This window comes from Streptomyces sp. CA-251387 (genome assembly GCF_050936625.1).
Classification (GTDB): domain Bacteria; phylum Actinomycetota; class Actinomycetes; order Streptomycetales; family Streptomycetaceae; genus Streptomyces.
Window position 1 is genome coordinate 9,219,155 of sequence record NZ_JBNJMJ010000001.1, and the last position, 25,907, is coordinate 9,245,061.

27 protein-coding genes and 1 pseudogene are annotated in these 25,907 nt (G+C 67.8%); 18 read left to right on the plus strand and 10 right to left on the minus strand.

Annotated features, from left to right (window positions below; all coding sequences use genetic code 11):
• Nucleotides 1–24: 24 nt before the first annotated feature.
• On the plus strand, nucleotides 25–183 hold the full coding sequence (locus ACQEV2_RS41225) for a DUF5133 domain-containing protein (RefSeq protein ID WP_433055202.1): 159 nt from the start codon (nucleotides 25–27) through the stop codon (nucleotides 181–183).
• 93 nt (nucleotides 184–276) lie between these two features.
• Entirely contained in the window at nucleotides 277–882 is a 606-nt protein-coding gene (locus ACQEV2_RS41230) for a 3'-5' exonuclease (RefSeq protein ID WP_433053942.1), read from the plus strand.
• A 345-nt stretch (nucleotides 883–1,227) separates the two neighbouring features.
• Here ACQEV2_RS41230 and ACQEV2_RS41235 read toward each other — a convergent pair whose 3' ends face one another.
• On the minus strand, nucleotides 1,228–2,502 hold the full coding sequence (locus tag ACQEV2_RS41235) for an IS701 family transposase (protein WP_433034744.1): 1,275 nt from the start codon (nucleotides 2,500–2,502) through the stop codon (nucleotides 1,228–1,230).
• Between the two features lie 92 nt (nucleotides 2,503–2,594).
• Between ACQEV2_RS41235 and ACQEV2_RS41240 the strand changes: the two genes are divergently transcribed.
• Both ACQEV2_RS41240 and ACQEV2_RS41245 read left to right on the plus strand, forming a co-directional pair.
• Nucleotides 2,595–3,439 (plus strand): IS5 family transposase gene (locus ACQEV2_RS41240; RefSeq protein WP_433053945.1). Its coding sequence is split into 2 segments (ribosomal slippage): nucleotides 2,595–2,951 and nucleotides 2,954–3,439, totalling 843 coding nucleotides; the frame shifts between segments, so codons are not numbered across the junction.
• 664 nt (nucleotides 3,440–4,103) lie between these two features.
• Nucleotides 4,104–4,418, plus strand: coding sequence for a hypothetical protein (locus ACQEV2_RS41245; RefSeq protein WP_433053948.1), 315 nt, complete (start codon nucleotides 4,104–4,106; stop codon nucleotides 4,416–4,418).
• 388 nt (nucleotides 4,419–4,806) lie between these two features.
• On the opposite strand, the gene ACQEV2_RS41250 is transcribed toward ACQEV2_RS41245, so the two are convergent.
• On the minus strand, nucleotides 4,807–5,442 hold the full coding sequence (locus ACQEV2_RS41250) for a hypothetical protein (protein WP_433053950.1): 636 nt from the start codon (nucleotides 5,440–5,442) through the stop codon (nucleotides 4,807–4,809).
• Nucleotides 5,443–6,447: 1,005 nt separating this feature from the next.
• Between ACQEV2_RS41250 and ACQEV2_RS41255 the strand changes: the two genes are divergently transcribed.
• The 3 genes and pseudogenes from ACQEV2_RS41255 (at nucleotide 6,448) to ACQEV2_RS41265 (ending at nucleotide 7,557) form a co-directional block, all read left to right on the plus strand.
• Nucleotides 6,448–6,627: a hypothetical protein gene (locus ACQEV2_RS41255; RefSeq protein WP_433055270.1), complete on the plus strand. Its 180-nt coding sequence runs from the start codon at nucleotides 6,448–6,450 to the stop codon at nucleotides 6,625–6,627.
• A pseudogene (locus ACQEV2_RS41260) lies at nucleotides 6,569–6,927 on the plus strand (DUF5753 domain-containing protein); the annotation flags it as partial. The gene ACQEV2_RS41255 and the pseudogene ACQEV2_RS41260, both read left to right, overlap by 59 nt.
• A 207-nt stretch (nucleotides 6,928–7,134) precedes the next feature.
• Nucleotides 7,135–7,557 carry a hypothetical protein gene (locus ACQEV2_RS41265; RefSeq protein ID WP_433053953.1) on the plus strand — a complete coding sequence of 141 codons (423 nt, stop codon included), beginning with the start codon at nucleotides 7,135–7,137 and terminating at the stop codon, nucleotides 7,555–7,557.
• Nucleotides 7,558–7,584: 27 nt separating this feature from the next.
• Here ACQEV2_RS41265 and ACQEV2_RS41270 read toward each other — a convergent pair whose 3' ends face one another.
• The 3 genes from ACQEV2_RS41270 to ACQEV2_RS41280 form a co-directional block, all read right to left on the minus strand.
• Nucleotides 7,585–7,872, minus strand: a complete 288-nt coding sequence (locus tag ACQEV2_RS41270) for a hypothetical protein (RefSeq protein WP_433053956.1) — start codon at nucleotides 7,870–7,872, stop codon at nucleotides 7,585–7,587.
• A gap of 67 nt (nucleotides 7,873–7,939) precedes the next feature.
• The gene (locus tag ACQEV2_RS41275; protein ID WP_433053959.1) at nucleotides 7,940–8,299 is read right to left on the minus strand and encodes a DoxX family protein; all 360 of its coding nucleotides are present in this window, start codon (nucleotides 8,297–8,299) and stop codon (nucleotides 7,940–7,942) included.
• A 164-nt stretch (nucleotides 8,300–8,463) separates the two neighbouring features.
• Nucleotides 8,464–8,958, minus strand: coding sequence for a cupin domain-containing protein (locus ACQEV2_RS41280; protein ID WP_433053962.1), 495 nt, complete (start codon nucleotides 8,956–8,958; stop codon nucleotides 8,464–8,466).
• 81 nt (nucleotides 8,959–9,039) lie between these two features.
• Between ACQEV2_RS41280 and ACQEV2_RS41285 the strand changes: the two genes are divergently transcribed.
• Nucleotides 9,040–9,891 (plus strand): LysR family transcriptional regulator, encoded by an 852-nt coding sequence (locus tag ACQEV2_RS41285; RefSeq protein ID WP_433053965.1) that lies wholly within the window; start codon nucleotides 9,040–9,042, stop codon nucleotides 9,889–9,891.
• A 393-nt stretch (nucleotides 9,892–10,284) separates the two neighbouring features.
• On the opposite strand, the gene ACQEV2_RS41290 is transcribed toward ACQEV2_RS41285, so the two are convergent.
• The 3 genes from ACQEV2_RS41290 to ACQEV2_RS41300 all read right to left on the minus strand — a co-directional run bounded on the left by ACQEV2_RS41290 (nucleotide 10,285) and on the right by ACQEV2_RS41300 (nucleotide 13,038).
• Entirely contained in the window at nucleotides 10,285–11,034 is a 750-nt protein-coding gene (locus tag ACQEV2_RS41290; RefSeq protein WP_433053968.1) for a transposase family protein, read from the minus strand.
• Between the two features lie 681 nt (nucleotides 11,035–11,715).
• Nucleotides 11,716–11,871 (minus strand): hypothetical protein, encoded by a 156-nt coding sequence (locus ACQEV2_RS41295; RefSeq protein WP_433053971.1) that lies wholly within the window; start codon nucleotides 11,869–11,871, stop codon nucleotides 11,716–11,718.
• Nucleotides 11,872–12,723: 852 nt separating this feature from the next.
• Nucleotides 12,724–13,038 (minus strand): hypothetical protein, encoded by a 315-nt coding sequence (locus ACQEV2_RS41300; protein ID WP_433053973.1) that lies wholly within the window; start codon nucleotides 13,036–13,038, stop codon nucleotides 12,724–12,726.
• A gap of 375 nt (nucleotides 13,039–13,413) precedes the next feature.
• On the opposite strand from ACQEV2_RS41300, the gene ACQEV2_RS41305 reads away from it, so the two are divergent.
• From ACQEV2_RS41305 to ACQEV2_RS41315, 3 genes are all read left to right on the plus strand, one after another.
• Nucleotides 13,414–13,839 carry a hypothetical protein gene (locus ACQEV2_RS41305; RefSeq protein ID WP_433053976.1) on the plus strand — a complete coding sequence of 142 codons (426 nt, stop codon included), beginning with the start codon at nucleotides 13,414–13,416 and terminating at the stop codon, nucleotides 13,837–13,839.
• 27 nt (nucleotides 13,840–13,866) lie between these two features.
• A complete protein-coding gene (locus ACQEV2_RS41310; RefSeq protein WP_433053979.1) occupies nucleotides 13,867–14,034 on the plus strand; it encodes a hypothetical protein in 168 nt (55 codons plus the stop codon).
• 647 nt (nucleotides 14,035–14,681) lie between these two features.
• A complete protein-coding gene (locus ACQEV2_RS41315; protein WP_433053982.1) occupies nucleotides 14,682–15,149 on the plus strand; it encodes a hypothetical protein in 468 nt (155 codons plus the stop codon).
• 417 nt (nucleotides 15,150–15,566) lie between these two features.
• Here the strand turns inward: ACQEV2_RS41315 and ACQEV2_RS41320 are convergent, their stop codons facing one another.
• Nucleotides 15,567–16,835 (minus strand): XRE family transcriptional regulator, encoded by a 1,269-nt coding sequence (locus tag ACQEV2_RS41320; protein ID WP_433053985.1) that lies wholly within the window; start codon nucleotides 16,833–16,835, stop codon nucleotides 15,567–15,569.
• 231 nt (nucleotides 16,836–17,066) lie between these two features.
• Here ACQEV2_RS41320 and ACQEV2_RS41325 point away from each other — a divergent pair, with 231 nt between their 5' ends.
• From ACQEV2_RS41325 to ACQEV2_RS41340, 4 genes are read left to right on the plus strand one after another with little or no spacing between them, the layout of a single operon-like run.
• Nucleotides 17,067–18,089, plus strand: coding sequence for a dTDP-glucose 4,6-dehydratase (locus ACQEV2_RS41325; protein ID WP_433053988.1), 1,023 nt, complete (start codon nucleotides 17,067–17,069; stop codon nucleotides 18,087–18,089).
• The gene (locus tag ACQEV2_RS41330) at nucleotides 18,079–19,092 is read left to right on the plus strand and encodes an ATP-grasp domain-containing protein (protein ID WP_433053991.1); all 1,014 of its coding nucleotides are present in this window, start codon (nucleotides 18,079–18,081) and stop codon (nucleotides 19,090–19,092) included. The genes ACQEV2_RS41325 and ACQEV2_RS41330 overlap by 11 nt, the downstream gene beginning before the upstream one ends.
• Nucleotides 19,089–20,237: a DegT/DnrJ/EryC1/StrS family aminotransferase gene (locus ACQEV2_RS41335; protein ID WP_433053994.1), complete on the plus strand. Its 1,149-nt coding sequence runs from the start codon at nucleotides 19,089–19,091 to the stop codon at nucleotides 20,235–20,237. The genes ACQEV2_RS41330 and ACQEV2_RS41335 overlap by 4 nt, the downstream gene beginning before the upstream one ends.
• Nucleotides 20,222–20,653, plus strand: coding sequence for a low molecular weight phosphotyrosine protein phosphatase (locus ACQEV2_RS41340; protein WP_433053997.1), 432 nt, complete (start codon nucleotides 20,222–20,224; stop codon nucleotides 20,651–20,653). Before ACQEV2_RS41335 ends, ACQEV2_RS41340 begins: the two co-directional genes overlap by 16 nt.
• Nucleotides 20,654–20,664: 11 nt before the next feature.
• On the opposite strand, the gene ACQEV2_RS41345 is transcribed toward ACQEV2_RS41340, so the two are convergent.
• A complete protein-coding gene (locus ACQEV2_RS41345; protein WP_433054000.1) occupies nucleotides 20,665–21,840 on the minus strand; it encodes a UDP-N-acetylglucosamine--N-acetylmuramyl-(pentapeptide) pyrophosphoryl-undecaprenol N-acetylglucosamine transferase in 1,176 nt (391 codons plus the stop codon).
• A gap of 949 nt (nucleotides 21,841–22,789) precedes the next feature.
• Here ACQEV2_RS41345 and ACQEV2_RS41350 point away from each other — a divergent pair.
• The 3 genes from ACQEV2_RS41350 (at nucleotide 22,790) to ACQEV2_RS41360 (ending at nucleotide 25,744) form a co-directional block, all read left to right on the plus strand.
• Complete coding sequence (locus ACQEV2_RS41350; protein WP_433054003.1) at nucleotides 22,790–23,266, plus strand: hypothetical protein; 477 nt, start codon at nucleotides 22,790–22,792, stop codon at nucleotides 23,264–23,266.
• Nucleotides 23,267–23,528: 262 nt separating this feature from the next.
• A protein-coding gene (locus ACQEV2_RS41355; protein ID WP_433055205.1) for an IS5 family transposase occupies nucleotides 23,529–24,388 on the plus strand; the annotation gives its coding sequence in 2 pieces (ribosomal slippage) (nucleotides 23,529–23,895 and nucleotides 23,895–24,388; 861 coding nt in all).
• A 279-nt stretch (nucleotides 24,389–24,667) separates the two neighbouring features.
• The gene (locus ACQEV2_RS41360; RefSeq protein WP_433054005.1) at nucleotides 24,668–25,744 is read left to right on the plus strand and encodes a hypothetical protein; all 1,077 of its coding nucleotides are present in this window, start codon (nucleotides 24,668–24,670) and stop codon (nucleotides 25,742–25,744) included.
• Nucleotides 25,745–25,907 lie beyond the last annotated feature (163 nt).

The following is a 25,907-nucleotide window of genomic DNA, read 5'->3' on the forward strand; positions in this document are numbered from 1 at the left end:
ACCCTGTGCTCCGCCGGACGGGCCCTGCCGTCCGGTGGCAGTGCGCAGACCAGGCGACAGCTTGAGGACGCGTTGTACACGCTGTGTGTCGTCACCGGCACCCGTCGGTTGGACGCGGCGCTGTATGTGGCCCGCCAGCAGCTGGCCGACGCGATGACACGCCAGCAGCCCCTCCGTCGCTGAGGCGTGCGACGCCAAGGACCCGCTGTCTGTCGGTCGTTGAGGGAGGCCATCGCGCTGCCATGTCCATCAGCGACGATGGCAGGGACCTGGCACGTGCAGTCGCTTCGCGAGCAGCATCCACACCTGGACCACGCCCTCCGGGCGCTACGCCGCCCCGCCTCATGGAGAACAGATCACGAACGCGTCAGGCGGTGGGCTCGCGGCATCCTCACCGATCCGCGCCTGGTCGTCCTCGACGTGCAGACCACCGACCTCACCGATCCGTGGGCCGTGCAGATCGGCCTGACAGACCGCCACGGCAACGTGCTCTTCAACGAACACCTCAACCCCAACGCCCGCATCACTCCAGCAGCAACAGCCCTGCACGGCCTCACCCAGCAGCAAGCCGCGACGGTCCCGCCGTTCGCCGCGTTCGTCCCGCGCCTTGCGCAGCTCCTGTTTCGCCGCCGCTGCCTCACCTACGCGGCCTTCGACCGTGCAGTCCTGGAGCGCGAGTTGCACCGATATTTCCGAAGTTCGATGCGAGCCCGGGACTGGCTGGGGCAGTGCACTTGGGTGGACGCGATGCGGCCGTACGCCGCGTGGAAAGGCCTGTGGTCAGCGCGCCGCCACTCCTACCGGTATCAGCCCCTGCGCAGCAGCTACGAGGCAGTCACCAACTGCCGACTTCTGCTGACCACAATCGAGGGGGTCAGATGACCTTACGACAAGAAGCGCGCCACGACGCCCGGGGCCCCGGGCGGATGAGTTGGGACGAAAGGCGGTGTTTCGTGCGTGGGGACAGGCGGCAGCTTCAGACGGCGGTCCTGGCGGTGCGGACTCGGAGGAGCCGCTGATGCTGCTGGAGGCGATCGAACTGGACGCTTTCCGCCGCCGTCACGAACATGACACATTCTGGTGCGAGCTGCTGCTCTGAGGCTGCGGCCTTCAGCTGACCAACAAGCTGTACACCGACCTTCTCTGAACTAGTAGTGCTTCGTTAGGTTCTGGTTCTGCTGGTTTTGAGGGGGCGACCGCAGGTGGTGCAGGTGCCGGTCCAGCACCTCAGCAGGTCTTGGAGTGCGTCGAGGGTCTGGTAGAGGCTCGCGTCGGTGTCTCGACTTTTGGGTCGAGCCTGCGGAGGGTGAGGAATGCCTGCGCGGCGGTGACGAGGGTGACGTGGTGGTGCCAGCCGCGCCAGGTTCGGCCTTCGAAGTGGTCCAGTCCCAGGCCGTGTTTGAGCTCGCGGTAGTCATGTTCGATCCGCCAGCGCATCTTCGCCCACCGCACCAGGTCAGCGACGGGTGTGGTGGCGGGCAGGTTCGATATCCAGTAGTCCGTCGGGGCGTCCTGGCCGTCCGGCCATTCGACCAGGAGGGTCTGGGTGGGCAGGACGCCGTCCCACCGGCTGCGGCCCCCGCCAGATTCCTGAGCGGCGGCCAGGGACTGTTTGCCCGCGGGCCGCACCGTCAGCACCGTGAACCGTGAGGTCATCGCGCCCTTGCTGCCCTGCCGCCAGGTCACTTCGGAGAATCGCTTGGCACCCGCCTGCGCCGCGAGGGTGGAAATGGCTCGCGGCGGGGTGCGGTAGCGGGGAAGGGTGGGCGGCCCGAGCCCGCCATAAGCGGGCTGGTGCGGCTCGACATCCTCCGGATGAGCGACTTCCTTCCCGTTGAGGGCCAGGACATAGGACAGCCCTCGCTCCTGGAGACCGAGCCGGAACGGTGTGCTGACGCCGTAGCCGGCGTCGGCGACCACGACCGGCGCCTCCAGCTGCCACTCGGCGAGTGTGTCCAGCAGGCCGAGCGCGAGCCGCCACTTCTCCCGGTGCACCACGTCCTCGGGGACGCCTGCCCTGCGGCAGCGGTCGGGCTCGTCCGTCCACTCCCGCGGCAGATACAACTGCCACTCCAACGGGCACGAGGCGGTGTCGGTGGCGGCATGGACACTGACCGCGACCTGGCAGTTCGCCCGTTTGCCGACCGCTCCGCAGTACTGGCGGGCCACCCCGACCGAGGCCTTGCCGCACTTGGGGAACGACACGTCGTCGATCACCCACACCTCGGGCCTGACGACTCTGGACAGCCGCTCGGCGATCCGCCGCCTGACCGGCAGCGGATCCCACGGCGACTGGTTCACGAACTGCTGCAGGGCCTGCATGTTCCCGTCCGGCAGACGCTCGGCCATCGGCTGGATCGACTTGCGCCGACCGTCGAGCATCAGGCCTCGCAGATAGCACTCACCCTTGGCCCGCTGATCCGTACGCGGCACCGAGGCGAAGACATCCGCCACGAACATCGCCAACGCCGCCCGTAATCGGTTCACTTCATGCGCATCCACACGACCAACATGCTCTTGATCAGCACCAACGAATAGACCTAACGAAGCACTACTAGGCAGTTTCGTTTGGATCAGTCGGTCGTTGGTCCGGTGTGCCGTTGACTGACGCGCAGTGGGCGCGGATCGAGCCGTTACTCCCCGACCGCACACCGAAGCGGGGCGGCCGGTGGCGGGACCACCGGGAGGTAATCGACGCGATCGCGTTCAAGTTCCAGACCGGCACTCAGTGGGTCCACCTGCCGGAGAAGTACGGCAACTGGCGAGGCGTCTACAACCGGCTGCGGATGTGGGCCGTCGACGGCACCTGGGAGCGGGTGTTCACCGCGCTGATGGCACAGGCCGACGCCGACGATGACCTCAACTGGGCCGTCTCGGTGGACTCCACGATCGTGCGTGCCCACCAGCACGCGGCCGGGGCCCGCAAAAAGGGGCCCAGCCAGACGAACCCCGCGACCACGCCATCGGCCGCTCCCGCGGCGGACTGACCACGAAGATCCACCTCGCTGCAGATGACCGCTGCCGGCCTCTGGCGTTCGTTCTCACTGCGGGCCAGGCCGGCGACGCGCCTGTCTTCACCGACGTCATGGCTCGCCTACGCGTTCCCCGTCGGCGAGGACGGCCACGCACCAGGCCGGACCTGGTCCTGGCCGACAAGGCCTATTCGTCCCGCGCGATCCGCGAACACCTGCGCAAGCGCGGCATCCGGGCAGTGATCCCCGTCCCGGCGGACCAGCACAGCCACCGGCTGCGACGGGGCAGCCGGGGCGGCAGGCCACCGGCCTTCGACCGCGAGACCTACAAACAGCGCAACACCGTCGAGCGGTGCATCAACCGCCTCAAGCAGTGGCGCGGCATCGCCACCCGCTACGAGAAGACCGCGACCATCTACCTGGCCGGACTCCACATCGCAGGCATCTTCCTCTGGTCCGCCCGATGATCCAAACGAAACCGCCTAACTGCCGCAGATGCAGGGCAGCGAGAAGTGATCTCTGCCACCATGTCTTTCGGCTCGCTGGGCGCCAGGGGGGAGGGGCACGCATGCCTCCAATGAGCAGTGAAGATCGCCGAAGGGTTTTGATCAGGCTGATCATCGCTATCGGACTGATCGCTATCGCCGTCATCGGAATTTTCCAAGCAGTTCCCAACAATGTCGGTAGAGATCACAATGAATGCGCCGGTGGCGTATGCGGGCGAGACAACGACGACAACCGAGTCGGCACCCCGGACCGTTCAAAGTGAACGTGGCAAATCCATCTCCAAGAAAATTCAATCGGCCCGCGATAGTGTTAGCTGCATTGCTCGCGATCAGTAGCTGCACTAGCGACTCGTATAACACCGAGAATAATTGCCCCAACGGCGTCTGTGGCGAGAGTAATGACGGCAATACCTCTGGAGTGTCCGGGTCGGACGGTGGGGCCACCGACGGAAAGACAGGTGGTGGCGGCAAGGGCCCCGGAGGTGGCGATGCCGCTGGAGGTGCCTCGGGCGGGGGGAGTCCCGCTGGTGGAGCCACGAGTGGGACAAGTTCGGGCGGCGAAACCGGTGATGAAGGCAACCGACCGGCAGCCAGTTATGCGCTCAAGATCCCACATGACCACTACGTGGACGTGGACGGGAAGGCGATAACCAACCAGTACGGCAATGCGGACGACATCTATTTCTTCTCAGGATATTTCACCTTCTCCGCTCCAGTTCAGATGGGAGTCATCGACAATGTGAACATTCCCGCCTGCTCGACCCTTTCGGAACGCGCTGATGAAACCGTGGATCTGCGCCAGGTAGAGAAAACGCAGAGCCTTTGCATTCAAACCGGCGAAGGTCGATGGGTTTTGGCCAGGGTTTTGGATACCGAGGCGCCACCTCCGGACGGCATAGGGCCTGGCAGCTCGGTCACCCTCAAATTTGAATTCCTCTAATTCGTCCGAGCCCATCAGAATCGTGCAGGACGAACGTTCGAGCCCGCGTGGTTCGTGTGACCTGCCGCCAGGTCACGTGCTGGCTCAACATTCAGTCAGCTCGGTCGATCAAACGGCGAACTGGAGTTGAACCACTTCTGAGGACGCTTGCCGCGGCTTGCTGTACCGCGAGGCTCGACCGGCGTCTCGTGGGAGGGCCATGAGGGGGGGCAGCCTGGCGTTCGGTGACCGGACGACGCGGGCCCGACCGCGTTACTGGACCGGCCGACTGCGCGGGGATCGCCGTCTGGACATCGGCGGGCTGTCCCTCAACGGCGATGCGATGCACGTGGGCGCGCACCCCGAGCCAGCTGGAGCGCTGGGGGCCGTCTGCGATCATGGGGACGGCTCATCGCGGCTGGTGCCCTCTTACGAGCGCAGTGGGCAGTGACGCGTCGAGGATCGGTTCACGCGGCAGCGCCAGTTCGAAGCGCTGCTCCAGCACGGCGAGAGAGGCACGGTGCGCTGTGTCCCCCTTCTTTTCCTCCGGGATTCCGGCCGCAATGATGTCAGCGCGGATGAGGTCGGCGCCGGGGCCGGTGATCTCCTGCGACCAGGTGTACATGTACATGTCAAAGCCGCACACATAGTGGTCGTCGTGGAAGTAGGCGAATGCGGGTGGCGGAACCTTCGGGTTCTGCTTCTCGTAGTAGAGCTCGAAGACGTGGACTCCGTCTCGGGATGTCCCGTCGTGGTACGCGGGCCCGAGGACGGACGGCCAGTGGCCGTAGGCTATGGCGAAGCCCAGGCCGGCGTGGTCGCCGTAGCGGACGGCGATGCTGTCGGTGTCGCCGCGCTCGGCGTCGAGCCTGTCGATGAGCTCTTCGGCCTGCGGCCCCTTGGTGGCCTGGACCGAGACGGGGCCGCCGGGAGCGGCGAGGCGGGCGGCGAGCTGTTCGCCTGTCAGGCCCCGGGCCAGCTTGATGTAGTAGCCGAGCCAGGAGATGTCCTCGTCGGCTATCCATGTGATCCCGCCGGACCTCACTTCACGTCTCCGTTCTCCGGTGTGGCGCGGCCCGGGGTCGGCCCTGTGACCGGCCCGGGCCGCACATGCGGTGTGCGTCAGTATCGTGCTACCGGATGTCGCCTTGATCGTCGGCTTCGAGGCGTCGCACTTGTCGAAGCCTGGCGTCCTGACGAAATACGCGTCCTGATCGATCAGCCGGAGCGGACGGGCGATGCAGGGCCCCTACCCGAGGCTGCGGGCCCTGCTGCGGGCGGTCGGGGATGCTCCGCACGAGGCGGACGACGCCCGGGACATGCGGTTTTGCCTGCCTGATGGGCACGGCCGAGAGCAGTGGCTGAGGCTAGATGAGATCCCACTGCCGCCGACCACCCCAGCCGCCTGGCCGCGCTCGTAGACGCCTGTCGGCGGGGCGGCGGGGTCGGTGCGAAGCCTTGGAGCACCCGGTCGTCGTTCGCTCCCGGGCACAGGCCAAGGCCCGCAACAGGCCGCGGCTCTGACGGTCCGCGGCCCGTACGGTAACCAGGCCAGCCCAAGCGGCGGGTCAGCGAAGGCGAAAGGAGAGGGCTCGGGTGGCTGAGGAGAGGACGAACGGATTACCGCCGAATTTCTTACTCGGCCAAGTCGGCATCGACACCGACTTCTGCGGAGGCAGTTCCTCCCACAATCCTGACCTGCACACTGCCCGTGAGGTCGACGCTGGCGGCGGCAGCGCTAGGTGCTGACCCTAGAACCAGCACGGCGGCAGACGCTGCGGTCACGGCAGCAACGAGGGCACGGCGAAGACGCATACGACCTCCAACATGAGACCGGAGACTCCTTGCTTCAGAAGCATGGTTGGCTGCCTCTCGGTCCATGCGTCGAGATCATGCATTCAGCATGTCGGATGAGACACCGCACCCCTGTGCCCCCTTCACCGCCCTTGACGTACATTGCGGGGCCGCGCGGCACGGTTGTCTTCTACTTGACCGACTCCCAGCGGCCAGGCGCATCCCGCGCTCGCCGCCGACGGCAGCGGAGCGCGGGATGCGCCTGGCCGACATCGGCACCCTGGACCGCGACCGGGACATCCTCATGCCGACCGGGCTGCTGGTGCTGCCCGAGCCGGTCGTGGTCGTCAACCACACCGGCTCCCTGTCGGACACCCCCCGATCTCCATATCGTTCTGGACGAGGCTGCCCTGCGCTGCCCGTACGGCGACCGTGACGTCATGCGCGGCCAACTCCAGCACCTGATCGAGTTCTCCGAGCGCCCCAACGTACGGCTGCGGATCATGCCGTTCAGCTTCGGCGGCCACTCCGGGGAGAGCGGAGCTTCACCATCTTCAGCTTCCCGGAGTACGACCTCTCGGACGTCGTCTACCTCGAGCAGCCCACCAGCGCGCTCTACCTGGACAGACACGAGGAGGTAGCCCAGTACGGGCGTACGCTGAAGGAACTTCAGCACGAGAGCCTGAGACCGGAGGGGAGCCGGGACCTGCTGCGCGGACTTCTTCACCTTTCCTAGACAGCCTGGAGATCTTCGCCCGGTACGTGCGCGCCAACCGCTCCGGCGCACACGTGTCCCCGGCGGCCTGGAGAGTGAAGTCCACCGGCTTGCTGCGCCCGCGGCGTCCAAGGATGCCCGTGCGGCGCAGGTCTTCCTCAAATGCAGGTTGGCTCCAGAGAGCGAGGGAAGGCCAGGGACAGATGCGAGTCGGCCCTTGGGGGAGGCATGGCACACCAGGACAGCCAGGACCACGATGCCGAGATCATCGCTCTGCTCATGCGGGAGTACGAGTCGCTGCGGGCGGAAATCACCCAGCGTGTGGCGTCGAGGATGCAGATACTCGGCTTCCCGGGAGTGATCGCTGCCCTGGTCGTGGGAACGGGCGGAGTCTCCCTGCACAGGCCCTCGGTGTACGTCGCCGTTGCCACGCTCCTGCTGGGGGTGTTGTGGCTCAGAGACTGCAACCAGGGGATCCAACGCATCGGCAAGCATCTGCGGGACGTGGAAGAGGAAGTGAACCGCCTGGCCACACGTGCCTACGGCAACAGTGCGCTGTCGTGGGAGACGAAGCGGCACGTGGGCAGGCAGCACGAGCGGCCGGTGTGGCGTTTCCTGGGCCGGCTGGGCGGCTGGACCGGCCACCACTGAGTCAAAGAATCGGGAACGACATACTCCTCAGTGGTCGCCAGGGGCGTGTCGGCTCCAGGTTCCGCCAGCCTCGGTGCCCAGGCGGGTGGTGGTCTTGTCGTGATAGCCGAGTGCCTTCGCGGTGACGGGGGCCGGGGCCTGGAGGACGAGCTGTCGGATTGCGGAGGTCCTGCCGCGCTGCGACGGGACGCCGATCTCACGCAGATGGACTTGGGTGCAGTCCCTTCTGAGGGAAGGTGGCTCTGTTCGCGAGTTACGACGGCAGATGTACGCCTCACCCAGCAGCGCGTAGATGGCGGCGTGTTCGATGTTCATGAGAAATGACAGCGGCCGTGGGGCGGCTGGCCCTGGTTTCGCATCCTCCGGTCGAGGACTGTCTCGATCACAGCCCGGTGGCCAGCCAGACGGTCACGGCCGCGGTGGCGGTGAGCCCGAGGTTGAGTGCGATCCGGCGGTCTTCGCCGGTCAGGTGCATGGCGATCGCACCGATCTGCAGGAGGACGAAGCCGATGGCCGCGGCTGGCGCCAGCGAGGGCGCGATGCCGGTCAGCGGTGGCAGGACCAAGCCGATCGCGCCGAGTATTTCGAGCGTTCCCAGCGCCCTGAGGGCGGGCAAGGGTACGCGGTCGACCCAGGTCATCATCGGGCGGAGTTGATCGCGGCTGCGGATCACCTTCAGCGTGCCTGCGTAGCAGTAGCAGAGGGCGAGCAGTCCCGCCACGATCCAGTAGACGATGCTCATCGTTCCCGTTCATGGGCCACCGGTTCGCGGGAGCCCCGTCGATTGCCAGGGAAGCCCTGGAGAAGGCCCGGTCCGTCGTCCGAAGGGGCCGAACGCGAAAGGCGGCAGCGCCACGGCCTCGCCGGTCGGAAGAGGGGTGGCATCGCCATTCCGTCCCGTCGGCGTCAGAGGAGGTCGGTGGCGGGCTCGGTCGCGTAGCGGCTCATCGCGTCGATGTTGGCCTGTCGCGTCGGCGGCCGACCGCCGGCAAACATCTCCTCGAGGTCCCGGAAGTACTGCACATACAGGTCGGGGGTGAAGGTGCTGAGCATGACGGCGGGTTGGTCGGTCAGGTTGGCGAAGGTGTGCGGGCTGCCGGGCGGAACCATGACGAGCGTGCCCTTGGTGGCGTCGTAGTCCTCGTCCCCGACGGTGAACCGCACCGTGCCGGAGAGGACGTAGAAGCCCTCGTCGTGTCGGGCGTGGCGGTGCTGCGGCGGTCCCTGGGTGTGCGGGGCGAGGACGGACTCGGCGATCGCGAGGCGGTGCCCGGTGTGGCTGCCGTCCTCCAGAACGCGCATGCGCGTGGTGCCCAGAACGATCGTCTCACCGTCGCCGGGACCCACCACCGATACGGCGGGGTTGGCCTGCGGCTCGCTGGTCTTAGCTTCTTCGGTCATGCTCACGAGTGCACCGCGAGAGCCCTGCCGGTGTCCAAGACCCATCCCGCAGCGTCGATACCTCGTGGGTATCGTTGCAGCGTGGAGCTACGGACCTTGCGCTACTTCGTGGCGGTCGCCGAGGAACGTCACTTCGGCCGGGCCGCCACCCGACTGCACATGAGCCAGCCGCCGCTGAGCCGGGCGATCAAGCAGTTGGAGGCCGACGTCGGGGCCCTGCTCTTGGCCCGCTCGTCCACCGGCGTCACGCTCACTTCGGTGAGTACGGTGCTGCTCGACGAGGCGCGAGCCCTACTCGACCATGCCGACCGCGTCCGTGTACGCGTCAGCGCCGCGGCCGGCGCCGCTACCATCACCGTCGGCATCCTGAGCGACGGCACCGACCCGGGAGTGAGCAGGCTGGCCGACGCCTACCGTCGAAAGCACCCCGGCATCGACATCCGCATCCGCGACACCGACCTGACCGACCCGACGTGCGGGCTGCGCGCCGGACTGGTCGACGTTGCCCTCACCCGGGCGCCGTTCGACGAGACCGCCCTGACGGTGCGTGCGCTGCGAACCGATCCGGTCGGCGTGGTCCTGCGCGCCGACGATCCACTGGCCCACCGCGACCGGCTGCGGCTGGCCGAGCTGAGCGACCGCCGCTGGTTCCAGTTCCCGCAGGGTGCCGACCCCATCTGGCAGTCGTACTGGAACGGGGGCAGGGCGCGCGAGGGCCCAGTCGTGCGCGCAGTCCAGGAATGCCTTCAGGCCGTTCTGTGGAACGGCACGGTCGGCTTGGCCCCGCTCGGACACGACCTGCCCGCAGAACTGGCCGTGGTGCCGCTGATCGACATGACGCCGAGCCGAGTGGTTGCGGTGTGGAACGAAGGCGACACCAACCCACTGATCCGATCCTTCGTCGAGATCGCGACAGCCGCGTACCGCCCCTGAGCCTGGCAACCGGTGCTGCCGCATCCCGTGAACAATTCGAATGCTGCGGCCCTCGGGACTGCCTCTCGAAGCGGTGAACATCTGCTGCCCCTTCTCGCATACAGAGCCAGGAAGGTGCTGAGCAGCAACGTTGCCCATCGACAAGCGGTCCGGCGTGGTCGAGGATCTGCATGTGACTGATGACGATCTCGTCCTGGCCGTGCGTGAGCAGGTGACCGACCGAGAACTGCCGGATCCTGCCTCTGCGGACGATGTACGAGCGGTGGAGCAGATGGTGGGGCACCCGATGCCCCTGCTACTGCGGCGGCTCTATCTCGAAGTGGCCAATGGTGGGTTCGGGCCATGGGATGTGGTGTCGTTGACGGATGCCGGCGACTTGTTCAGTCAGCTCTTTCAGCGTTGCCGCTCCAGGGTGAGGATGGCTGCGGCGATGGACGACATTCGATTCGGGCTGCATCGAGCCCTGCGGAAGATGCGCCAGGACTTCAGCCGGGCGACCCTCCGCTCCACTGGCGCCCGGGCGGCGGACAGCGCGCGGTTGACCGTGCGCTGGGTCGGCGACAAGTCGCGGCCGGGCGGGCGTCGGATCGGTGTTGTCACCCATGGACCGGTTCCCAGGGAGGCGCGGTCGGCGAGCACCGCAACGCCCTGGCGTTCGCAGATCCTGATGATGCGGTGGGTGCGGGCCGCGGTCAGGTCGTGTGCGCGGCCGGGCAGGACGGGCGAGAGCCGCAGCAGCTGCCCGGCTGTGTCGGTCACCACCTGCACGTTCACCCCGTGCCGACGGTGCTTGTGGGAGAAGTCGGTCCGGCTGTCGCCGACCCGGTCGCATTCCGCGAGCGTGCCGTCAAGCAGCACGTAGTCGGGATCGGCTTCCCGCAGGGCGCGCAGCAGGCCGGGCGCGCGGTCGGCGAGCAGGGCGATGACGGCTGTGGTGTAGGCGTGGGCGGTGCCGAAGGAGATGCCGAAACCGGCCGCGAGTTGCTTGAGGGTGTCGTGTCGGCGCAGGTAGACCAGGCCGACCAGGGCACGCTCGTGCGGCGGGAGCTTGCAGCGGCGGTCACCCTCTCGGGTGACGATGAGCATGGTTACCCACTCGACCACGGCGGGAGGCAGGTCGAGTGCGGCAGGATAGGGAACCAACGAGGGCTCCTGTGCCGGTGAGTTGAGACGTCGAACACCTCCCTCAACGGCACGGGAGCCTCGTGCGTTGCGGACCTCACCGCCGTCACCCGATCAGTGGCCACGCTGAAAAAGCTCAGTGACTGCGTGGATATCGCGGAGGCACACCGCGACTTCGCCGAGCCCGAAAGCCCCCTTCCGTCAGGGATCGTTCCGCTCATGGACCGGGGCGGTGCGTCTGCTGCACGGGGCATGCCCTGGCCCCGCTCGGGCAGTCGCTGCCCGAGCGGCTCACCGACTGGCTGAACGGCACCATGCCGGACGGGCCCTACCTGCACCGCGAGCTGGCAGGCAGGGACTGCCCCGCGCGCTGACGAGGCACGCACGGGTGGATGGGCTGAGCGGTCGTCTCTACCGTGACGGTGGAGGAGGCGACACCGATGGGCTCATTGTTCGAGGAGCTGGAGGCCCGGGAGCGGGTGGATGACCTTGAGGACCAACTGGCCGAGGTGACGGGTCGGTTGGAGGAGGCCCGGAACAATCCGGACGGCTAGGGCAGGTGCTGGCGGGACCGATATAGGCCCGCATCAGGTCGGCGACGGGCTCCGGCAGCGGGGACGGTGGGTCTCCCAACTGGACGGTGACGGTGGTCTCGTCGTCGGTGACGTCGTCGTTGGTGAGGCGGACGATGCGGCTGACCGGTTACGCATAGAGGAGAACGAGCGCGGCGGCGACCCTGGCTCGCAGGGGCAAGAAGTCGTCATTGAGGACCCGGCGGAGGATCGCGAGCCGGCCGTGCTGGTGCAGCGGTTCCGGGTCCTGGGTGATGACGGCGGGCGGCAGCGTGAGGCGGGGCATCCGGCCGGTCTTCATGCACCACCGAAGGAATGACTGGGATGGACGGCGGGCGGCCAGGCTTTCGGTGTGCCAGCCTGGACTGGCACCGGCAGCAACAGGAGTCCTGTGTTGCGCTCCCTGGTCCGGTAACCGGGAAGGGGGCGGAGGGCTGTGCCACATGGTCACCGGGATCCAGGTAGGGCTGGGCCCCGATCGCCCGGCACGAAAACGTCGCGGCCAACATCAGTTCGGGCACGTACTTGTGCAGCATCGTGCGCGAGACACCGAGCAGCTTCGCGATCGAGGTGACCGTGTTCTCCTGCGCGAGCAGGGCCCGGGCGTGCCGGATCTGTTCCTCCGTCATCGCCGGAGGCGGCCCGATGCGCTCGCCGCGGGCAACGAGCTGCCTCCAGGCCCTCGTGCGTGCCCTGCACGATGAGTTCGCGGATGGCAGGTCTTGGATCAAGCGGCCGAGGCGGTCGAGGGAGGGCATCACGAGAGTGTCCCCCGGGCACAGTTCCCCGCGTTCGGCGTCTTTTGCCGGACTTCTTGTCGGAGAACACCCGGATGCAGTCGGCCGCTGTCAGCGCGGCGATCTGGCGGTCGAGCAACTACCCACGCCTCCGAGTGGGTTCGGAGTCGGTTCCCGGGACCGGGGAGTTGGGTGGCGGCCGTGTGGACGACCTGTACGACGACTTCGTGGGCCGCTACATCTTCGCCTGCTGGCGGTTGATAGCCCAGGGTGTCACGGCCGCCGGCGCGCCCCAGACCGCAGCCGGGGACACACGGAGGCGAGCGGTGCGGACACACCGTCCCACCGAATGGCCCGCAATCGGCGCAACCCGGCGAACCTCCCGTCACGCCCCGGACCCGCTAAAGGCGCTGGATAGCGATGTGGCTGTGGCCTTGGATGACGCCCTCGGAGTCGAGGGGCGAGAGGTTCAGGGACTCCCCGGTGTCACTCGTCACGTGGACGACACCCGGCACGTGGCTCGTCACGCGGGTCGTCCCCTCCGCGGCCACCTCGGTCGCGGTAACGCTGGCCTCCACACAGAACTCACCCGCCGTGGAGGAAACCTCGACCCCACCACATACGGCCGAGGCGGTGGGAGCGAGAGCGACCACTCCCGAAAGGATCAAGGCGGCTGCACCGAACACAGCTGCAACTCTGACGTTGAGTGTGGCCATGAGAAGTCCCCTCCCGGTGGGTAGGTGAGGGCACTCAAGGTGAAGAAACCCTCGCCAGTTGAAAGTCCCACCGCCCCCGGCCACCGTGAAGACAGAACATCAGATTGAGAGAACGTGCGCACGGGTCTCCGACTCGCCAGCAGGACCGTGAACCTGGCCAACGCAACTCCCGCCGCCCGCGGACCCGGACGGCGGGGGCTGGTGGCACTCAGGGGGCGGGTTCGTACGTCACCGTCTGGACCGGGCAGCGCGAAGCCGCGCCCTCGCCGGGCACGTCGCGGCCGTCGCCTTGAAAGCCGCCGACCGGCTCGGCTCAGCTGCGCCCGCAGCCGACGATCTGGCGACGAAGCTCCGCCTGGAGCACCGTCGGCACGTGTGCTCGCACGTGATGACGGTCGTGGCGATGATCCGCCCGGAGCCCGACCTTGCGGGGTAGCAGATGAGCCGGCCGAAGCCATCGCAGCCGCCCAGGCCTGCGTCGACGCACCCGACGGGATCGGCACCCTCACCTCCTACGCCACCGAGATCGCGCTCCCGTCGACGGGCACGACCCCCGGCGTGGGATGCGCGTGGGCCGACATCGTCCTCATCACCCCGGAGGTGGGGCTGCCTCTGTTGTTCATCGAGGCCGACAACTGCACCGAGGATGCCGCGAAATTCGACAAGTACATGCGCCACTTTCACCGCAAGGCGAAGGACACCGACGGCCGCGGCAAGCCGATGTGGCGAACCCGCTGGTCCGCGCCCGATCCGCAGTGGGGCGACGCGACGCACCCGCCGGTCCTGCTCGTCTTCAACTAGGTCGGCCCCCGGCCCGCGCTGGAGCAGATGGAGAAGGTCGCCGCCCTCACCCGCGAGCACTGGCAGGGTCAGGGGGCCGACGGCTTCCACCTCGATAAGGGAAAGATGCCGATCGTGGCGACCACGCTGGAGCTGCTGCGCGAGCACGGCCCGGCCGGGCCCGCGTTCTGGCGCTTCGGCCGCGAGGACCGCTAGACCCTCTGGGACGCAATCGGCAACCACCGCCGGGATGCGCCCTCGCCTGCCGCACTGAAGAGGGGCGGCGCCGTCTCGCGCAGGAAGCAGCCGAACGCGAGGCGCAGCGTCCGGTGGGCGGGGACTGCGGGACCAGGATCACCGACGACAGGTGGAAGGCCGGCATCGCGGTCGACTGGGGCCGCGGGGACAGCCACCTGCATCTGTGCGAGGACTGCAAGCACCGGCGCTCGAAGCGGAGCGACAGGCCGAACAAGCCGAACGCGAGCGCCAGGAGCAGGAACGTCGCGAGACGGACACGGCGCCGGCCTCCCAGAAGGCCAGCGGCTGGCTCTCCCGGTTCCGAACTTGACCGGGCCGGCCCGGTTGTCGGTGGCGGCTGCAAGGCGTGAACGGCGACGATGAACAGTTGCTGCGCGGCCCGACTGTACGGCCGCAACCACGTGGAGCCGGGCCCGCTCCCGCACCCTCGATCTGGGGCCCCGACCGGGTCAGGCCGCGCTGCTACAGCACGCAGCGGCCCTACTGCGCCAACCGCGCCCGTATTGCCAGGCCATCTTCGGCTGGTTCCCCGCGCTGTATGACTGGTGGGTAGGCCGCGGCCTAGCATCCTGATGAGAGACGTGACCTTATTGGAAGGGGCCACTGTGGGACAGCTTGTCCGGCGGCAGCGCGTGAGCGCGTTCGTGGGGTATCACGCGTTTGGGCTGCAAGAGTCCGACGACGCAGACCTGCCCGTCCCCTTCCCCGACGACTTTCATCGCCACTCCTTCCTGGGCACCCATCCAGGGCGTCTGGACATCACCAGTGGTGGGCACACCCATACCGCCACAGTGGACGTGGAGGTGTGGGACGGCGCGCCGCCCCCGCAGGATCCGGGCGTCTGGGACGAGCAGGCCGAAGCCGATTTTGAGTCGACGAGCGGGCAGGTCGCGGTGTGGTCCATGCACACGGGCCGGATGGACGACGTCATCACGCTGGCTGACGCGGGTGGCTCCTGGCACGTCCGCGTCAGCTGCGTCGGCCGGGCCGAAGCCGCAGCCCTTTCGGAGGGCGAAGGCACCGGTGCCGGGGTGGAGCGCTATCTCATCCAGTTCTGGCCGGCCGACGCGTAGAACGCGGAACCGGGGAGGGCGGGAGCGGTCCTGGTAGCCGCCCCCGCCGGGATAGGGCCCGCGTGCTCGAGCACCCGCCGCTCGGCGTCCCTGCGTGACGTCGCCCCGTCCGCCGGTCTGGACGGCCGCCAGGCCGGCGCCGGCGGGCGCGGAGCAGCGCGGACCTCCCGGAACAAGATCGATACGGGGTGCTTGTTGTAGTTCAAGTGGTAGTGGTCGGCGGCGGCTTCGGTGAGTTCGTCCACCTGCGCGCTGCCCTCGGTCCCGGCCAGAAGCGCGACCTGGAGGGACTCTCTGACCGAGAGAAGCCCAGCGTCGCTGGTCTTCGGATCCGCCCTTTCCCGCCGGCCGGGTGCGGCGACGTCGGCGTCGTTGCGACCGTACCTAATCACCTGCGTTGGCGAGAGGAAGGACTGTTTACGCGGCGGCGAGTTGGAAGAGTTCCGGTACGCCCTGGGCGCGGGCGTAGGGCTGGAAGCGGGGGAGCAGGTCCTCGACGAGGCGGACGCAGCGGGGTGCTCCGGTGCGGCGGGCCAGGAGCATGGACTCGGTTGCGGCGGCTGCGGCGGGTTCGGGTTCCTTCAAGTCGAGGTAGCTCGCGGCCTGGTAGGTCAGGAAGACACCTCGTGTCTTGTCCCGGGCGGCGGGGAGTAGCCGTTCGCCTTCGGTGATGAGCTGGTGGGCTCGGGCGGTGTCGCCGAGGTTGAGGAGTGCCTGGCCGGAGTCCACGGCGAGGTCGGCCTCGGATACCCAGGCGCACCAGGCGGGCCGGTCGGTGCCGGCCTCGTTGAGGTGCTGCTCTGCTGCGGCCAAGGCGCGCAGGACGGCGCGTTGTTCGCTGCGGTCGCCGCATGCGGCGCGGGCTCGGGCGAGTCGGAGTTGGAGCAGGCAGCGGGCTGCGGGGTGGGTGGTGCGGTTCAGTGCGTGGGTGAGGATGCCGGCCGCGGTGGTGTGGTCGCCGCGCCAGGTGGCTTGGTAGGCGAGGTCGCTCAGGAGTCCGGCGCCCATGTTGTGGTCCCCGGCGGCGTGGGCGTTGTGCAGCCCGGCGATCCAGTTCTGGCTGGCGTGGGGATGGCGGCCCCGGTCGAAGGCGTACCAGGCGACGGTTTGGGACAGCGAGGCCGCCAGGATGTGCAGGCGCTGACGCAGAGCGGGCGTGCAGCGGCCGTTCTCGAGAAGCCCGGTCACTGCGGACAGGTGTGCCTCCAGCAGGACGATGGTGTGCTGGGGCTGCTCGGTGGCCAGTCCGGCGAGATAGCGGGTGGTGTCCTCCAGGAAGGCGACGAAGTCCTCGCCGATCGCAGCGCCGTCGGGGGCCTGGGCGAGCGCGGCGGCGGGGCCGGTGGCCCAGTCCGCAGCCAGCGCGGTCAGGGCGGCACTGGAAATCGTCAGGAATTCACGGCGGTCCATCGCGGTTCGCAGGGCCTCTCTCAGGGCGGTCACGGAGCTGTGGGGTCCGAACGGGACGACGCCGTCGGTGGTAACCGGAAGCCAGTTCGGCCAGTCGTCGGCGCGGACGATGTCCGCAGGCCAGCCGAGCGCTTCGGCGATGTAGATCTGGGATTCCTCGTTGGGCTGTGCGTCGCCGCGTTGCCATTTGCGCACCCGGGCCTCATCGGTGCCGGAGCGCAGACCACGTCGGCCGGCTGCCGCGCGGACGCCGGAGGCAAGCTCCCCGACCGTCATGTCACAGGCGATTCGCGCCGCGACGAGCGGGTGAAGGGGTCCGTCTTCCACCCCTCCATACAATCACTCACCGCGCCCAATCGGTTACTGGTTCATGTGGCGGGACCTCCCCGGGACCTCCCTCAACCCATCGACGCGATCGAACGGTTGAGCCCAGCATCGTGCTATCGCATCACCCGGCAGCCGGAGCCCCCGACAGGGGCGCCTGCCATCGGCTCGTGAGGAGGCACTATGCGAACGGTGCTCGTCACCGGAGGCGCGGGCTTTATCGGCTCACACTTCGTCAAGAGACTTCTGCGATGTGAGGACATCGGCCAGGTCACCGTCCTGGACGCCCTGACGTACGCGGGGAGCGTCGAAAACCTCGGGGAGGCGTTCCTCGATCCCAAGCTGGACTTCGTCGAGGGCAACATCCTCGACGCCGACCTGGTCGACAGCCTCATCAAACGGCACAGCCATGTCGTCCACTTCGCCGCCGAGTCCCACGTCGACCGCTCCTTCTACGAGGCGGGCAACTTCCTGACCACGAACGTGCTCGGCACCCGCACCCTGCTGGATTCCGCATTCCGGCTGGGGGTGGACAAGTTCGTCCACGTCTCCACCGACGAGGTGTACGGGCCCCTGCCCACCGGAGCCGCCGACGAGGCGGCCCCGCTGCGGCCGAGCGTGCCCTACGCGGCGTCGAAGGCCGCCAGCGACCTGGCGGCGCTGTCGTACCACCAGACCTACGGCGTGCCGGTGTGCATCACGCGCTCGTCGAACAACTACGGGCCCTGCCAGCACCCGGAGAAGATCATCCCTCTATTCGTGACCCGGCTACTGAAGGGCGATCAGGTCACCCTCCACGGCCGCGGCGAGCACGTGCGGAACTGGCTGCATGTGGAGGACAACTGCGCCGGCATTGAACTCGTCCTACGCTCCGGCGCCCCCGGGGAGGTCTACAACATCGGCGGCGGCACCGACTTCACGAGCAAGGAGCTGACCGGCCACCTCCTGCGCCTGTGCGGGGCCGACTGGGGCTCGGTCGCCTACGTTCCCGACCGGTTGTCCAACGACCTCAGGTACTCCATGACCTGGTGCAAGATCGCCACCCTCGGCTACCGGCCGCAGCGCGACTTCGAGGAAGGACTCGCCGAGACCATCGACTGGTATCGGCGCAACCCCGACCGCTGGGCGCCCCTGATGCGCAACCCCCACGCATCCCGTCCCACGGTCGCCCTCACACCCGCCGGAGAGGAAGCCCATGCCCACTGACCACACGGCCCCCCGCCGAATCCTTGTCACCGGGGTCGGCGCCAACCCGGGCTTCGGACTGACCCGCAGCCTCACCCGCCTGGGCCACCAGGTCATCGCCGCCGACGCGAACCCTCTCGCCCCCGGTCTCCTGCTGCCAGGCGTCGAGCCCCGGGTCACCCCGCTCGCCGCCGACCCCGACTACCCCCACGTCATGACCGAGCTGTGCCGGGACCTCGCCGTGGACGCGGTGGTGGCCGGCATCGAGCACGACCTCCCACCGCTGATGGACATGGCTCCCCAGCTGCAGGCCGATGACGTGCGCCTGTGGCTGCCGGATGCCGAGTCAATGCGCTCCTGCATCGACAAGGCCGCCTTCCACCAGGTCCTGACCACGCACGGCATCCCCACCCCGCGCACGTGGCTCCCCGAAGCGATCGACCAAGTCCCCGACCACACGCCACTCGTCGTCAAACCCCGACGCGGCCACGGCGCTCAGAACGTCCACTTCATCGACAGGCGAGACCACGCCTGCCTCCTGTGCGAGCTCGTCCCAGAACCACTGGTCCAAGAGCGGGTGTACGGCTACGAGTTCACCGCGGACTGCCTCGTCGACCGCACCGGACGGGCCTCGGCGATCCTGCGCCGCCGCAATCTGGTGAAGGCAGGCCTCGCCGCGGTCTCCACCACGTTCGACCACCCCGCGGTACGGGAGGCCGTCGTCAAGACGCTGGGCGCTGTCCGCGCCCGCGGCATCTGCTGCGTGCAGGGGTTCGTCTCCGACGATGCTGCGGTCACGATCACCGAGCTGAACGTCCGGATCGCCGGCGGCTTCCCCCTGAGTGAAGCAGCCGGAGCGGACCTCGTCGGCCAGATGGTCAATGGCCTGTTCGGCCTGCCGGTCGACCACGACCGCCTCACCTACAAGGCCGGGCTGTTCCTGACCAACTACATCGAGACCCTGGCCGTCGGAGACGTCGCCGAACTTGACCTCACGACCGTGGCGAAGGGAGGGACATCATGACCGCAACCGTGAGGCCGGACGCCACGCGCAACGCCAGCCCCTACCTGTACGGGCAGGAAACCCCAGCGGCCGTTCAGGTCCTTGAGTCAGGGCAGTACGGACACACAGACGTCACCGAGGAGTTCGAGCGCAGGATCGCTGGCTTCCTCGGCGTCGCAGACGCCCTGGCCGTCGCCTCCGGCACCGCGGCCCTCCACACCGCCCTACTCGCCGCCGGAGTCGGCCCCGGCGACGAGGTGATCGTGCCGTCCATGACGTTCTGCGCGACGATCCAGGCAATCCTGGCCGTTGGCGCCACCCCGCGCTTCGTCGACATCGAACCCGCCACGCTGTGCGTGACCGACCAGCTCGTCATGGATGCGGTCAGCGACACCACGGCCGCCGTCATCCCGGTCCTGTTCGGAGGCCGGGCCGTCGACCTCGGCGCCGTCCAGGCCGAACTGGACGAGCGGGGAGTGGCCGTCATCGAGGACGCCGCGCACGCCTTCGGCTCCCGCAACGGCACACGACGCGTGGGCACCACCGGGGCCCTGACGTGCTTCTCATTCGGGCCGATCAAGAACCTCACCTGCGTCCAGGGCGGCATGGTCATCCCCCGCACGCCGAAGGAAGCCGACAGCATCCGCCGGCTTCGGCTCCTTGGCATCGTCCAGTCTCAAAGCGAGCGAGCGAACATCACCACCTACCGGGTGGAAGGCTTCGGCCTGCGCTACCAACTTCCCAGCCTCAACGCCGCCATCGGGCTGGCCCAACTCGATCGCTTCACTGCGACCGAGCACACCCGGCGCCGCCTGTGGCACACCTACCGGCACGCCCTCGCCCCACTGGACGGCGTGACGCTCGTCGACGTCGACGTCGAGCACACGGTGCCGCATCTGTGCCAGGTCCGCGTGCCACACCGAGACCAGGTGTTCGCAGCCCTACGAGCCCAGGACATCGGTGTGGGCGTCCATTACCCGCCCAACCACCTCCAGCCCGCCTTCGCCGACTGGCGGCGCACACTGCCGGCCACCGAGCAGGTCGGCGAGCAGATCCTGAGCCTGCCCTTCCACCAGCACCTCACTGAGCCGGACATCGAGCACGTGGTCACAGCCCTCGGACAGGCCCTCAAGTCCGCCGGAGGATCGAGATGCGCAACCTGCTGACCGTTTGCCTGGGGAACTACTGCCGCTCCCCGTTCGCCCAGATCGCGCTCACCCGCAGGGGAGGCACGGCCGTGACGGCCCGCTCAGCAGGACTGATCGGCAAATGGCAGGGCCAGCCCGCCAACCCATCCATGATCAACGCCGCGCGGCGACTGGGACTCGACCTCACCCTCCACCGGGCGCAGCAGATCACCCTGGAGATGCTGGACTGGGCGGACGAGGTACTGGCGATGGACGCCGCTGTCCTCGGCACACTCCGTGCGATCTGTGGCGAGGACAACGCGCACAAACTCAGCCTCTATCTCCCGGGCCGCGACGTCCCCGACCCGATGGGCCAGGGCGACCAGGTTTTCAACGACTGCGCCGTGCTCATCGATGCGGGCACCGCGCTACACGTCGGCCGTGGTCTCCCGTGACCGCACACGGGTCAGCCGGATGCGGCGGACAGGATCACGTCCACGAGCCGGTCCGCCGCATCCGGCCTCCCCTGCGCCCGGGCCCGCTGCGCCATCTCTTCCCGCCGTGCCGGATCAGCAAGGAGCGGGCCCACCGCGTCGCGGAGATGGTCTGCAGTGACGTCACCGAGCAAGGCGACGGCGGCCCCACCCTCCTCCAGATGGCGGGCGTTGTGCGCCTGCTCGTTCCCCGCCGAGGAGGCAAGCGGGATGAAAACGGCCGGCTTGCCGAGAGCGGTGAGCTCGGCCAAAGTCCCGGCCCCACTGCGCGACACAACGACATCCGCGAGCGCAAGAACGTCCGGCAGCTCCGGGCCGACGAACCCGGTGAGGTGGTACCTGCCAGCCAACCCGGCTGGCAGGGCCGCTGCGTACTGCCGCAGCTCCCCGACGTTGTCCGGGCCGCACTGGTGGATCACGTTCGCCCTCTCCAGCAACCAGGACAGAGCGTCCCGTACGACGCCGTTGATCTGTTGGGAACCCTGCGCACCACCGGTGACGTACACAGTCGGCAGCCGCCGGTCGAAGCCATGAAGGCCAAGAGCCTGCACCGCCTTATCCGGATGCCCGGCCAGTACCTCCGGCCGGATCGGATTGCCGGTGACCACCGCAGCGCCGCGCACCTCCGCCGGCAGAAGAGGCAACGTCGACTCGGAAGACACCGCAATCCACGTCGCCGAACCGGCAAGCTTCCGGTTGGCCAGACCCAAGCGCACCGTCTGCTCGTGCAACACCAGCGGACGCCGGCACATACGCGCGGCCAGCCCCGCGGGAACCGCGACGTAGCCGCCGGTGGCAAGCACAACGTCCGGCTGGAAGTCCGCGACCAGCTTCCTCGCCTGAGCCACGCCAAGCGGTACGCGAGCCATGTCCCGCATATTCGCCGCGGACATCATCTTGAGCGGGTTGCTCGAGCGGCGGATCTTCCCCGTGGCCACCGTGGCGAACGCGATCCCCTCAGCCGGCGCCACGCGCGCCTCCAGGCCATCGGCAGTACCAATCCACAGGACGTCAAGGGCCCTGCCCTCTCCCGCCAGACGACTCTGCAACGTGCGGATCGCGGTGAGCGCCGGATAGGTGTGACCGCCGGTGCCTCCTCCCGTGACCACGAGGCGGAAGGTGCTGGCGCGGCGGGGTTCATTCTTCACTCGGCGCACCCTACTGGCTTGGGCCGGGTCGGCCGCATACTTACGGCCTCGACCCAGCCCGGCCGGACAAGGGAAACGGTCTATCCCGCAGGCCTCGTCGACCTGGTTGCGCGCGCCCGTGAGGACCGTATCCCCCGGCATCCGGTCGTGCTGGACTGATCCCTAAGGGGATGCTAACCGCCCGTCCGGCAGACCGTCCGGAAAACCCTCGAGATGGCGCTCTTTTCGGGACACGTTTACCGGACAATGGACGGGTGACGAACAGCGACACTGCTGTCTGCCTCCGAAGTTGGCTGCACGGATGATGGAGTCGGCTGCGCGCTGACGGCGGCCCGCTCGGCAGTGAAGGTGCGCTCCATCTCGGCCTTCGGGAGTACCGAAACGGAAATTTGCGGTAGCCGCCCGCGACCGCCAGCTCAAACTCGCAGCAGTGCACCAGAACGGTCCTTCCATGCAGGAGCTCGTACCGGTGGGTGAACCCGAAGTCAGGCCGCATCCGGAGGCCACCGCTCTTGTACAAGCCGAGCGATGATGGAGGACATGACGCACCGGACGGCCGCCGAGCGATGAGCAGATCGCCTGCCGCCCCACCGCAGCCGCCTGACTGGCCGCACTGCGGTCACGGCGCCGGTCCCGCGACGGACCCGGTCGGCTGCCGAGGTATCCGCATCCCGGGCCAGACTGCCTGCCTGGCTCACGTGGACGACCCCGCCCGCACCGCCTACCTCAATAACTTGCCCCCCGGCGCCGACGTCGACCACCATGGCACTCCCTTCAGGATGGCTCACGGCATGCAGCAGCGGGCCGGCCAAACGGAGTGACCAGGTGGGCACGGGCTCCGGTTGCCCACCGCCAACCGCCGTGGAAGGCTTGATGGGCCTTCTCATCTTGTTGCTGGTCGTTGCATACGCACCTCCAGGTTGCCCGACACGCAAGAAGGAGCAATGGGATGGCCGATCGTGCGGACGAGGGAAATCCCAGGGGGCGGGACAGGCCCAGGGGCAAGGATGGGGGCAAGCCCAGGGACATCGAGGGCCCGCAGGATCCCGTTGTCGAGAAATTCCGGTGCCAGCCGCGCCGGGCGGAGGACCGGAGCGAAGAAGGACCGACGTTCAACGGATTCCTCGGTGACAGTGACCGCCCGGGCCACCGGCGCCTGTACTTCACACGCAATTTCGATTACTGCATCGAATTCGCCGTCGACGATGTCGTCGACAGTGCCGGAATTCTCTGGGAGCAGCCACCGTTCATCGGCGCGGAGGCGACCCGGATAACGCTCAGGAAGGGCGCGGAAGTCTCGTACGCCTGCATGAGCACGCATCGCCCCCCGATGAATTCGACCTCGACCTCCGGCGCCGTCCCCATCGGGGCTTCCGGTCCGGGCAGCGAGAACAACGAGAGCGGGCCGAGACGGAAGTCCCCATAGACTGCGGCTATCGCACGTACGAGTTCGAGACCTGTATCACCTGCGAGCTGACGTGCGGCTCCCGGTGCATGCCCACGTACGAGGGCAGCAGTTGTTACACGTGCGGTACGTGCGAGAAGACCGGATGCACGGGTTGTTGCGGGATCACGGACTTCAACGACCCGGTGAGTACCTGTGGTCCGAGCTAGATCAAAACCGCCTGCACACCTCCTTGCTAGGGTCCGTCTTCAAAGATCGTCGGGTGGTGGATCATGGTCGGGTGATACGTCGCCATGAACTCAGCGATCGTGAGTGGGAGTTACTGGCTCCGCTGATACCCCGGGCCGCCACGGGTCGGCCGCGCGTGGAGGACCGGCAGGTCATCAACGGGATGGTCTACAAGATCCGTACTGGGATCTCGTGGCGGGACCTGCCGGAACGCTACGGCCCGTGGAAGACGGTCTACACCCGCTTCCGCCGCTACGCGCTCGACGGCGTGTTCACCCGCGCTCTGCAGCAGATCCAAGCCCAGGCCGATGCTGCCGGAGACATCGACTGGCTGGTGCAGATCGACTCCACCATCGTCCGCGCTCACCAACACGCCGCCGCCACCGGCCGAAAAGGGGGAGGTACCGGCAGGACGAACCGGACGATCACGCCCTCGGCCGATCCCGAGGCGGACTGACGACCAAGATCCACCTCGCCTGCGACGGCCGCGGGCGTCCCCTGGCGATCCTCCTGACGCCGGGCCAACGTCACGACAGCATCTGCGCACGTCCCGTGCTGGAACGGATCCGCGTCCCCCGCATCGGTCTTGGCCGGCCACGCTGCCGGCCCGACCAGGTCATCGCGGACAAGGCCTACAGCTCCCGCGGCCTCCGTGCCTACCTGCGCAGGCGCGGCATCGCACACACCATCCCTGAGAAGACCGACCAGCAAAGGCACCGTCACAACCGCGGCAACCGCGGCGGGCGGCCGCTAGGGTTCGACCGGCAGACCTACCGCCGACGCAACACCATCGAACGCTGCTTCAACCGACTCAAGGGCTTCCGCGGCATCGCCACGAGATACGAGAAGACTGCCACCTCCTACGAAGCGGCGGTCACACTCGCCTCGTTCCTGCTCTGGGCAAGATCCGTTTGAAGACGGACCCTAGATCCCGCGCCACTTCCGCGACCGGCTTACCGGTCTCCTTCACGATACGCACAGCCCCCGCCCGGAACTCCGGGTCAAAGCTTGCGCCTCTTGTCTCCAACGACCCAACCTTCCCTCCAAATCGGGTCTCCACGCTACGAGGGGAAGCGCACCGCTGTAGAAGTTGAGGACGGTGGAGTGACGTACGACCATGGAGGGAGCGACATGCTCATTGGTAGAGCCGCCGTCTTCGCGGCGTTCGTCTCCTCCCAAGGACGGTCGATCATCATGGAGATGTTCACCGGGGCGTACGGCGACAACCTCCAGGCCGAGGGGGCCCCCGACCGTAACCGGAGCATGCAGAACGCGCTCAACGGTTTCATGAACGGGCTGTCCGGAGCGGATCGCACCGCACTCGAACGGGTCGCGCTCACCGTGGTGGCTCTGGAGAACACCGACCGCGCGTGGGCGGGCCACCGGCACAACGAGGTTCACTTCTCGGGCAGTCTGGTCAAACTCCTCGCCATGTACGCGGCACACACCCTCCGCTTCTTCTCCCGCCAACTGCTCCTGGCACAGGGGCCGCCGTCGCCGGACGCCTTCTTCCTTGCTCTCTCGTCTGCCTTCGACCAGAAGATCAAGAACGCCACCCCGAGCAACATCACGATCGAGCACGGGAGTGACGACACCAAGATCTTGCCGGCCTACCGGACGGTTCTCGAACCGCAACTCGATGCGGCGGGTCGGCCGACCGGCGTCGAGTTCACTTTCGACTACCGCTCCCAGCTCAGGGGGATGCTCCTGCAGCAGCAGAACGCCGCCGCGGCGGCCTGCATCCACGGCGTCGCGTTCGGCTTCATGAACGCCAAGGCCGGAGACGACGGTTTCTTCCGACCGAACCAGCAGGGCATCTGGCTCGCCGGCGACTACCTGGGACAATGGACCCCCGTGCGGATCGCGTCCACAAACGACGGACAGGTCGCCCAGGCGACCACGGCCGGGGACATGGCGAGACTTGTTACCCGGATGTTTGACGGCAGCCTGGAGAGCGGCCGCCCGACGGATCTGCTCCAGATGCTTGCAGGCGGCGGCCGCAGCTGGTTTCACCGCGAACTCCTTTGGCCGAACGGCGGGCTTTCCGCCACCCACGCGAAGATCGGCATCGGCCCACTCAAGCCCAATAGCGCCGGTGTCGTCGAGAAAGTTGTTTCCGAGGCAGCGAAGGTGCACGACAGCAACCGGAACCTCGATTTCGTAGTGGTGTGGCAGAACCTCAAGGTCCCCGCTGAGCCGACCAGAGCCCAACTCGAGCGAGTCTCCCGCATGGTCGAGGCCACGATCAACGGCTTCCAGCCGACCGTGTAGTACGCGAGCGCGCGCAACTCACGGCCCCCACCTGCGGCTTCATCAGCGGCTCCTCGACTGGCTGGACTGGTACAACTACCACCGACCCCACGACCCCACACCGGCATCGGCGGCCAACCCCCAGCCAGCCGGGTCACCAACCTGCCCGGACAGCACACCTAGC